Consider the following 10190-nt stretch of genomic DNA (forward strand, 5'->3'; position numbering starts at 1 on the left):
AATTCGATTATTTTTCTTTGAAATTGGCTTTCAGCATCTTCTTACTCTTAATCTCTTCTTGGACGAGCTCTATAAAAGCATCGATCGTCATTTTTTCTCCAGCATCCCCCTGTCCATACCTTCGAACTGCAGCCATATTAGACTCTGCTTCCTGATCCCCCACGACCAGCGTAAATGGAATCTTTTCAGTTTGAGCCTCTCGAATCTTATAACTAATCTTTTCTTTGCGCTCGTCTGTTTCTACTCTTATATCGAGTTCGTTGAGGCGCGAGGCAAGTGATTTAGCATACTCGTGATGCCGCTCACTGATCGGCAGGATACGTACCTGGATCGGTGCCAGCCAAACAGGAAAAGCTCCCGCATAGTGCTCTGTTAAGAGAGCAATAAACCGCTCAATGCTTCCATACACAACCCTGTGAATCATTACTGGACGATGCTTTTGACCGTCTTCTCCGATGTAGGATAAGTCGAATTTATCTGGCATTTGAAAATCGAGTTGGATCGTCCCGCACTGCCAAGTCCGGTCCAGGCAATCCTGGACATGGAAGTCAATCTTAGGCCCGTAGAAGGCCCCGTCGCCTGGGTTAATCTTGTAATCTATACCCTTCTCTTCTAAAGCCTCTTGAAGGGACTTAGTCGCTGTTTCCCAATCCTCATCCGAGCCCATAGAATCTTCTGGACGCGTAGACAATTCGACATGATATTCAAAGCCAAAGACTTTATAGAAATAATCAACTAGCTCAATAACTGCAATAAGCTCTTCCTTAATCTGAGAGGGGAGCATGAAGATGTGTGCATCATCCTGAGTAAAGTTTCTAACCCGGAGTAATCCATGGAGAGCACCCGAAAGTTCATGACGGTGCACGAGTCCCAGTTCTCCTACTCGAAGCGGCAGGTCTCGGTAGCTGCGCATTTTTGTCTTATACATAATCATGCCGCCGGGACAGTTCATCGGTTTTACTGCATAATCTTGATCATCTATTTGGGTAAAATACATGTTCTCTTTATAATGATCCCAGTGACCGGATTGCTCCCACATTGAGCGATTCAAAATAATTGGAGTTTTAATCTCTTGATATCCGCGTCTGCGATGTTCCTGTCTCCAGAAGTCTTCTAGGGCGTTACGCAAAATCATGCCTTTAGGATGGAAAAACGGGAACCCAGGGCCCTCATCATGTAAGCTAAAAAGATCAAGTTCTAGACCGAGCTTACGATGATCACGCCGTTTTGCTTCTTCTAATTTAAACAGATGATCTTCCAAATCTGCTGGTTTTGCAAAAGCCGTTCCGTAGATACGTTGGAGCATTTTATTCTTCTCACTGCCACGCCAATAGGCACCTGCCAGGTTCATAAGTTTAAAAGCCTTAATGTTTGCCGTCGAAGGCAGATGCGGTCCTGCACAAAGGTCGGTGAAGCTCCCTTGAGTGTACATAGAAATCGTGGCGTCATCAGGAAGACCCTCGATGAGTTCAACCTTGTATTTTTCGCCCAGTTCACCAAAATGGCTCAAGGCCTCAGTTCGAGAGACCTCCCTGCGCTTAAAATCATGCTTTTCTTTGACAAGGCGATTCATTTCTTTCTCTATGCTTGCTAAATCATCAGGAGTAAAGACATGTTCAGAGTCAAAGTCATAGTAATATCCCTTAGCAATTGAGGGGCCGATACCGAATTTTGTCCCCGGAAACAGATTGCCTACAGCTTGAGCCATCAAGTGTGCCGTGGAGTGCCTTAAGACGTCTAACCCTTCATCACTATCTATGGTTACGATCTCCACCGCCGAATCCTCAGTAAGCGGACAGGAAAGATCCTTCATCTTATCATTAACTTTCCCTGCTACAGCTACCTTGGCCAATCCCCTTGAGATGGAGGCTGCAAGTTCGGCGATAGTCGTACCTGGTTCAACCTCTCGTATTGAGCCGTCTTTTAAAGTAACCTGAATCATCAAAATCACTCCTTATCTATTAGAAAACTTGGATATCGCCAAGCCATAAGTGCAGGCGGTCCCTTCTCGCCGTCCTTGGCTACAGGGACACTTGGCCATCCTTGGCCAGCGGCAGCCTTAATTGCACCTATGCTTGGAAAGTATATAACGCAAGTTTATACTTTCTGACTTTAAAATAAAAAACTCTCGTCCCTAGTAGGGACGAGAGTTTACTCCCGTGGTTCCACCCAATTGAAAGGCTCGATAAAACCTTTCACTCGATCTCCCTTAACGCGGGGAACGGCTGAGCTTACTCATTTCAGCCCAACACTCAAGGGTGGTTTTCTCCTGTACTTTCGTTAGAAATGCTCTCAGCCTTTGGCATTCCCTCTCTTGCACGATAGAAGTTCAGAATACTCTCCCTTTCAACGATTTATAATTTATGTGTGCTCAATGATAAGTTTAGCACATTAATACAATTCCTTATTTCACATAATAGCAAGGAACTATTTTATTATAACAAAGAACTCTCTTATCTGTCAAAACTTTTCACACAAGGAACACCCTTTGCAATCATGTACGCGATTCCCAAAAACATTCCTAATCGTTTCTAGAGTGTCTTTAAACCCTTCGTAACGAATATGTAAAGTAATCTCGCGGGGTGCAACAGCAATTAATGCACTCACCAATAAATCCTCATACCCTAGCTCATTAACATTGTCGAGTTGGTAATCCTCAAGAAACTGATGGGTGACTTTAACTCCGTCCTTGTTATAAAGATGAAACTTCCCCTGTGATGTCATCCCGACATGCAAATACTCCAGTCGTGGTTTTTGACTATCTACAAAATGTTTTAGCAGTTCAATAAATTCTAAGTATTCCTTTTCAACAACATACTCATCAATGGCGAATTCTACTGCCTTATTCACTTCGTTCTTGTACTCTTGGGCACGAAACCTTAAAAACCCTTCAATGTCAAAAACAGTACTATGGTCCAAACAACTCAATATTTGTGTAACCAAGCTTGTCTTGCGGTTAACACGATATCCTCGAACTTGCCCTAAACCTTTATTCAAATAATCCAAAGCCTTTTTAAGCAACATTTGCCAATTCTCTTGCTTTAAGTATTGCCTTTTCTTAAGCATTTGTGCCACATGGTCTTTTTCCCAATGAAGCAAAATCGTTTCAGCTAAGGCATTTGCTAAATAATAACGGTGGATTTTTTGGACCATACCATCATTTTCTGTCGCCTCCAACGAAGAATCTTGAAATTGACACTGAATAATCCAGCGCTTCCCCTGCTGATGTTCTATGATTTGAAAGGGGAGTTCTTCTTGGTCGCGCAGTTCTCGTAAACGTGCACAGATACTCTCCCGATAATATTGCGTCCCTAATTGCACGGAATGTTCCACTGGCACCCCTCCATAGTAGAGTATATGACCTTCTTTAAGCCATATTTCGGTTGGGCCAATCTCTAAGCACTTTTAATTTTAAAAATGCCTTCGGACATTCCTTAATATTTCCAGAAATGCAATATTTCATTCTTCTATCATGCATTAACGAGAGAAATAATAAAGCCTCCCTCTAAGGGAAGCTTTATTATTATGAGGATGGGCTATATGAAACTCCATTTTATTCTCCTGCATTGACTAGTAATTCTAATACGTAGTTAGGCAGAGCAAAACATCCTTTATGAATTTCAGTGTTATAATATTTTGTTTTGAGTCCAAGACTGTTCCAAGCCTTATCATCAATATCGCTTAATGGATCATATGTTTTTGACGCAAAGCCAAATAACCAATGACCTGACGGATAACTAGGAATGTGAGCCTGATAAACCCTGCAAACTGGGAAAAGCTCTCGAATACGCTTATGAGCTCTTTGCATAGATTTAGCATATTCCTGGTAATAGGGACTTTCATGCTGGTTGACGAGAATTCCATCTTCCTTTAAAGCTTTATAACAGTTTCCATAGAACTCTTTTGTAAACAGCCCTTCCCCAGGACCAAAAGGATCAGTAGAATCAACGATAATCAAATCATACGTATTTTCCTTGGACCGAACAAATTTTAGTCCGTCCTCAAAATAAAGCTGTACTCTTGGATCATCCAACTTACAAGCGGTCTGGGGAAAATACTCTCTGCAAACATCTACAACCATTTTATCTATTTCTACCATGTCAATTTTTTCAATGGTACTGTAACGCGTCAGCTCTCTCACTGTTCCACCGTCCCCTGCACCAATGACCAAAACATTCTTAATCTTAGGGTTGGTTGCCATAGGTACATGCACAATCATATCATGATAGATAAATTCATCTTTTTCGGTAACCATCATCAAGCCGTCTAGCGTAAAAAAATTGCCAAATTCCTTGGAGTGGAAGACGTCAATTCTTTGAAATTCACTCTGGTCTGTATAGAGGGGCTTGTCCACCTTGATGGAAAAGCGAACATTGTCTGTGTGTTGTTCTGTGTACCATAATTCCATTGTTATTCCTCCAGTACTCTGATGTTCTCAATGGACATATCCTCTGTACCTGTTAAGGAGCTCCCTTTAGCCTTGGCATAAGCGATATAGTCAATGATTTCTTCTGTTATGCGTTCTCCCGGTGCCAAAATAGGAATCCCAGGCGGATAACACATAACAAACTCTCCGCTTATATACCCTGTACTGTCTTTGATGGGGATGGAATGTTGGTCGGAATAGAATGCTTTCTGCGGCGCCATCACAACCTCTGGATTGATATACTCATGATCAAGCATTCCCGATTTATCTCTTATATATAGTCTTTTTATTTCGGAGAGAGAAGAGACAAGACGTTCCAAGGCCTGTGCACGATCCCCAACAGAAATGATTGCCAAAATGTTGCCGATATCACCTAACTCGATCTGTATTCCATAATCATCCCGAAGAATATCATAAACCTCAATTCCTGCCAGCCCTATTTCTCTGGTATGGACAGAGAGCTTTGTGTGGTCAAAATCATACACTGAATCTCCATTAATCAGTTCTGTGGAAAAAGCGTAGTAACCGCCAATCTTATTGATTTCCTCCCGTGCATAGTTTGCAAGGGCAGAGGCTTTTTCAAAGATGCTTTTTCCTCCCAGAGCTAGATTGCGTCTAGAGATATCCAGAGAAGACAGCAGAAGGTATGAGCCACTGGTGGTCTGAGTCAGGTTAATCGTTTGTCGCACATGACCGGTGCTAAGACGATCACCTTTCAATAGAAATGAACTTTGCGTAAGGGATCCGCCTGTTTTATGCATGCTTACTGCAGACATATCTGCTCCCGCCGCCATCGCACTGATCGGCATGTTAGCCCCGAAGTAGAAGTGTGATCCATGCGCCTCGTCTACAAGGACATACATATTATGCCGATGAGCAAGTTCTGTAATGGTCTTTAAATCAGAGCAAATACCATAATACGTTGGATTATTGATAAAAATTGCTTTGGCATCCGGATTTTCCGCAATGGCTTTTTTTACATCGTCAATGGACATACCTAAGGGTATCCCCAACTCTTTATTAACACCCGGATTAACATAAGCGGGGATTGCACCACTGATGATAAGTGCGTTAATGGCACTTCTGTGGACATTTCGCGGCATGATAACTTTATCGCCCTGTTTGCAAACGCTCATAATCATTGCCTGAACACCCGAGGTGGCGCCGTTGACCATAAAGAAGGCATGATGAGCACCAAAAGCATCAGCAGCTAATTCCTCTGCCTCCTTGATAACGGAAACTGGGTGGACAAGGTTATCTAGCGGTTTCATGGAATTAACATCCACTGAAAGGCATTTCTCACCCAGAAATTCTGTAAGCTCCGGGTTTCCTTTGCCCTGCTTATGTCCCGGCACGTCAAACGGTACAACCCGCATAGATTTATATTTTAGTAGCGCCTCGTAAATCGGCGCCTTCTCTTGCGAAAGTAAATGCATAAAAACCACCACCTTTCCCTAACATTATAGTCATTAGAGATTCATGCATGATATCATTCAAGATCACTGCAGGTATACCAATTCATCTCACAAACGGACTAGAACTTATTTGTTATATAGTCTTAAGTGCTGAGGCAATTTTGCTATAAAGAATACTTGGCTGATGCTAAGGCGCGGGCTATGGATGGCCAAGTAAAATAAAATTACCCATTGACCTAAATCAATGAGTAATTAACAGCTCTTTTGTTGACAGACAGGTCTATTACAAAAGATAATCTTAATTTCATATGGTGGGTTTGAGAGGACTCGAACCTCCGACCCCCGCGATGTCAACGCGGTACTCTAACCAGCTGAGCTACAAACCCATATGGTGCCGATGACCGGAATCGAACCGGTACGGATGTTAAGTCCGCGGGATTTTAAGTCCCGTGCGTCTGCCAGTTACGCCACATCGGCTGATGAATTGGAGGCGGCACTCAGATTTGAACTGAGGAATAGAGGTTTTGCAGACCTCTGCCTTACCACTTGGCTATGCCGCCAGAGATTATGGAGCGGGTGACGAGATTCGGACTCGCGACTTTCACCTTGGCAAGGTGACACTCTACCACTGAGTTACACCCGCATTATGGTGCCTCAGGACGGAATCGAACCGCCGACACGAGGATTTTCAGTCCTCTGCTCTACCGACTGAGCTACCGAGGCATAATCGATGCTGGTTGTTCGAAGTTCACTGCCTGATCTCAGGACCATGAAATCACGAACTGTGATTCAAAAATGGCGACCCCGATCGGACTTGAACCGACGATCTCCTGCGTGACAGGCAGGCATGTTAACCACTACACCACGGGGCCTTACTCATGTTCGAGGTACAATATTCGATATTTGGATCTTCGAACATAACCCCTATATTTTCAAAGTCTTTTCCGAGGGTCTTTCAAACCTCGTAATCAACTTCGAATATCAAGTCTGGTGGGCGATGACGGGCTCGAACCGCCGACATCCTGCTTGTAAGGCAGGCGCTCTACCAACTGAGCTAATCACCCGAGAACTGACGATTATGAGTATACACAAAAATGAGCAATGTGTCAAAGCCTTTTTTCATATTTACATATATAAATTAATGGCAACCTTTCCAAATACCACTACAATCTTTACCCTTACATTTCTAACAAGATAACTCTGGTATCTGGAAAACTTCCAGTCACATAATATTCCTGACTAGAAATATTATGTGACTGAGATAGTTGCTCGTTCAACAACTCAAACTAATATAAATTAAGGAGAATAGACCAACTAATATTAGTTCGAGGATATTTTCTTTTGTTTTACGATAACTTCTTCGATACTGAGTGAGCGAGTATGCTTAGTATGTGACCACTGCTTGTCTTTACGATTTATGAAGCCCAAGAACACGATTGGAATCCAACTATATATGAAAATCGGATATAGAATAAGCCCTACATAGGCACGCCAAGGTAAACGGTCAAGTGCCAAGGCCGCTACTGGGTAAAGATACTGAAAAGCAGATAATATCTGCCACCCCGTCCATGGCATTACTAATGTAAATACATGGGTGTATTGAGGTTGGAAGGCATCTATAAGATTCGTCAACATAAAGAAAGTAGCAATCATTACTAGTGCAGGCTGAAAGAGGTGAATAGCAGCATCAAAGTACATTATTTTCTTTTCTCTTATTCCCTTGATAATTAAGGGGAAAAAATATCGTCCCGCTACGTCGACCTGCCCCTGTGCCCATCGTTTCCGTTGATGCCAAGCTTGGATAAAGGTCAATGGTTTTTCATCATAGACCACAGCATCATGTGCCCACGTCGTTTTAATTCCATAAGACAGGGCTTTCATGCTAAACTCGAGATCTTCCGTTAAGGAAGTTGCTCCCCAACCAAATTCTTTTAAAACATCTGTGGAAATGCACATACCTGTCCCACCCAGCACATTCGAGAGACGACCCGTGTTAAACCTTGCAAGCTGCAACATTCGATTAGTTACCCAAAATGCGATGGAAAATGTATTTGTTACCCAAGTATCAAATGGATTTTTAGAATCTAAATAGCATTGAACAATTTTATGCCCTTGGCAAAGCTTACTATTCATTTCAAATAGGAAGTTTTCTTTAACGAGGTTATCTGCATCAAAGATAATTATTGCATCATACTGTCGCTCCATCCTAAATAGACGATAGAACATCCACTCTAAGGCATACCCCTTGCCTCGCTTTTCAGTATTAAAGCGACGGTGAACAATAGCACCAGCGTTTTTTGCAATTAAGGATGTCTTATCTGTACAATTATCTGCTACAACAAAGATATCGTATAACTTCTTTGGATAATCAAGTTGGATTAAATTTTCTATCAATGGCCCAATAACAGCCTCCTCATTATGGGCGGCAACGACTATTGCAAAGCTCTTCTCAGGCGTATGTATCTTAACCTCTGGTTTCCTGTAAAGTCCAAACATTGAAAGAATAAAGTAATAAAAGGTTAAAAAGATGATAATAATTTGAATCGGCAGCATGATGACATTAAATATCTGCGTACCCGTAATTCCTGATAGAAAATCCACAGATTCAACCCCTTTCTTAACCCATAAAATTCTAACATAGGAATGGCCCCTATGCAAGAAGATATCTACGACAATTATAGACAGTTTGTCCATCTTTAGCTTGTACTTAACTTCTATTTTCTTACCTCTATACTTAGAACTAGTTCTGAGATAAGATTTATCAATGAGCAACTGACTTTTCTTAAAGACTTATTTAAATACGCTAAAATTATAGCCAGGCAAAGGCAAAGCCAATACCCTAACTTAGTCAAGGTCTATAGGGTAAAAGGGTACATGTAATATTATACCAATATCTTTTAAATAGGTATATAATAATTTTATAGTTAGCCACTAAATAATTTATCAGTATTAGGTTAGAACAATATCATCTGCGCCGTTCATTTAGTTTAAGTAAAAAGAACATAATTAAAGAGCCTATAAATAATAAAAATAGAAAACTTGCTTTTATTCCAAAACCAAGTGAATACCAGTAAACCTCTCCAACACGCGATCCAGAAACCCATGGAACAAATGAGCGAAAAATATAAGCAAATCCTCCTCCTATAACAACAAAAAGTAATAGGGCTGAAATCAATAGTAGTATACCCATTACACCTGTAGGCGTATCCAAGCGCCAACGTCGTATTATATCACGTTTCATCCACTCTAATTCTGTATTGAACATCCTTATCCGTCTACGCCACATTTTCCTCACCTCATCCTTATTCTATGAGGGAATTAGCAAAGTGTTATGTAAAACAGAATACAACTAATGGTAAAAATTAAGTATAAAAACGATCATATTTGGTTAAAATCGCAAGCAAGGAGGTGGATATCATGCCAGTCCCTGCACCAGATGGGAAATTTGTACATTGTTCCTATTGTGACCAAAAGTTCCGTTTTGGATATGACGCAAGTCTACATGAAAGAGAGAAACACCCCGACCAGCTGAAATCATCCAGTTTATAACATGCAGTTATGACATAACAACAAATAGTAGAATCTAGTAAACAGACAAAAGGGTTGCCTCAAATGAAGGCATCCCTTTTGTCTGTGCTCGTTTCCTTGCCGTCAATCTTTAAACATCGGCCTTAGCCAACACACAGGTCACCTGTGCCTTCCAAGGCCCTCTAAAAGAATAGCTTACCTTTCATTCCTCCCCACCTCACGAAGCGCCCTTGTTTGGGACGCGGTGAAACCCCGGTGCTTCTTTCAAGCTTAATTTCTTGGAATTACAAAAACAGACTATCTCGTTATAGATAGTCTGTTTTTTGTTACCTGTGCGATCCAAAAGGCACGATAGTGTCCTGTGACGAAAGCCTCCAGTGGAGGGTTTCGCCGAAGCCGCGATCCCCAAAGAATACTAATCGGCGTAGGATGAGTATCGCCGAGCCACCTACCACAAAGGAACACTTCGTGGCGAAGGAATGAGCTTTTCGCCACATTGCGACTTGCGACGCAAACTCCAGCAATGTGGATCCGAACGGGTGGAACCCCGACTCTCCAAATTCGTCGGCGCCGACGAATTTAAGACGCCCCAGATAAAGTGGCAAGGATGACAATCGAGTAGGAGGGGGTGACTAACCCCCGTCCTCTCACACCACCGTGCATACCGTTCGGTACACGGCGGTTCAGTTGATAATGAGATGTGCTTGTGCCTTGTATTGCCTATCTATCTCCACTAAGCGTTCTTACTGTTTGTTTTCGATTTCCAATCTATCTTCAAGTAAGTAACCTCTTTCGAGCAACTGCTATTCTCGTGTTTCAAG

Annotated in this window: 6 protein-coding genes, 7 tRNA genes and 1 other annotated feature; all 13 genes read right to left on the reverse strand. The window is 42.0% G+C overall.

All coding sequences use genetic code 11. The features are described 5' to 3' along the window. Positions 1-7 precede the first annotated feature (7 nt). A complete protein-coding gene (gene thrS, locus BUB11_RS25310) occupies positions 8-1942 on the reverse strand; it encodes a threonine--tRNA ligase (RefSeq protein WP_073033283.1) in 1935 nt (644 codons plus the stop codon). A gap of 194 nt (positions 1943-2136) precedes the next feature. Next, positions 2137-2359 (reverse strand) — a binding site (T-box leader). 101 nt (positions 2360-2460) lie between these two features. Beyond that, a complete protein-coding gene (gene ytxC / locus BUB11_RS25315) occupies positions 2461-3333 on the reverse strand; it encodes a putative sporulation protein YtxC (RefSeq protein ID WP_073033285.1) in 873 nt (290 codons plus the stop codon). A 220-nt stretch (positions 3334-3553) separates the two neighbouring features. Next, a complete protein-coding gene (gene speE / locus BUB11_RS25320; protein ID WP_073033286.1) occupies positions 3554-4408 on the reverse strand; it encodes a polyamine aminopropyltransferase in 855 nt (284 codons plus the stop codon). A gap of 2 nt (positions 4409-4410) precedes the next feature. After that, positions 4411-5862 carry an aminotransferase class I/II-fold pyridoxal phosphate-dependent enzyme gene (locus tag BUB11_RS25325; RefSeq protein WP_073033287.1) on the reverse strand — a complete coding sequence of 484 codons (1452 nt, stop codon included), beginning with the start codon at positions 5860-5862 and terminating at the stop codon, positions 4411-4413. A 288-nt stretch (positions 5863-6150) separates the two neighbouring features. Beyond that, positions 6151-6227 (reverse strand) — tRNA-Val (locus BUB11_RS25330). Between the two features lie 3 nt (positions 6228-6230). Continuing rightward, positions 6231-6318 (reverse strand) — tRNA-Leu (locus tag BUB11_RS25335). Positions 6319-6326: 8 nt separating this feature from the next. Then, a tRNA-Cys gene (locus BUB11_RS25340) sits at positions 6327-6401 on the reverse strand. Positions 6402-6409: 8 nt separating this feature from the next. Beyond that, a tRNA-Gly gene (locus BUB11_RS25345) sits at positions 6410-6484 on the reverse strand. A gap of 4 nt (positions 6485-6488) precedes the next feature. Continuing rightward, positions 6489-6564: transfer RNA gene (locus BUB11_RS25350), tRNA-Phe, on the reverse strand. A 73-nt stretch (positions 6565-6637) separates the two neighbouring features. Then, positions 6638-6713, reverse strand: a tRNA-Asp gene (locus tag BUB11_RS25355). Between the two features lie 116 nt (positions 6714-6829). Next, a tRNA-Val gene (locus tag BUB11_RS25360) sits at positions 6830-6905 on the reverse strand. Between the two features lie 256 nt (positions 6906-7161). Continuing rightward, positions 7162-8442: a glycosyltransferase family 2 protein gene (locus BUB11_RS25365; RefSeq protein WP_073033292.1), complete on the reverse strand. Its 1281-nt coding sequence runs from the start codon at positions 8440-8442 to the stop codon at positions 7162-7164. A 364-nt stretch (positions 8443-8806) separates the two neighbouring features. Further along, positions 8807-9106 (reverse strand): hypothetical protein, encoded by a 300-nt coding sequence (locus BUB11_RS25370; protein WP_427846338.1) that lies wholly within the window; start codon positions 9104-9106, stop codon positions 8807-8809. Between the last annotated feature and the right edge of the window lie 1084 nt (positions 9107-10190).

The sequence above is a fragment of the Desulfosporosinus lacus DSM 15449 genome (genome assembly GCF_900129935.1).
GTDB lineage: Bacteria > Bacillota > Desulfitobacteriia > Desulfitobacteriales > Desulfitobacteriaceae > Desulfosporosinus > Desulfosporosinus lacus.

Excerpts from the sequence above, each read along its gene's own strand:
- speE (WP_073033286.1), bottom strand. The coding sequence starts at position 4,408 with ATGGAATTATGGTACACAGAACAACACACAGACAATGTTCGCTTTTCC.
- BUB11_RS25325 (WP_073033287.1), bottom strand. The coding sequence starts at position 5,862 with ATGCATTTACTTTCGCAAGAGAAGGCGCCGATTTACGAGGCGCTACTA.
- thrS (WP_073033283.1), bottom strand. The coding sequence starts at position 1,942 with ATGATTCAGGTTACTTTAAAAGACGGCTCAATACGAGAGGTTGAACCA.
- BUB11_RS25370 (WP_427846338.1), bottom strand. The coding sequence starts at position 9,106 with ATGTTCAATACAGAATTAGAGTGGATGAAACGTGATATAATACGACGT.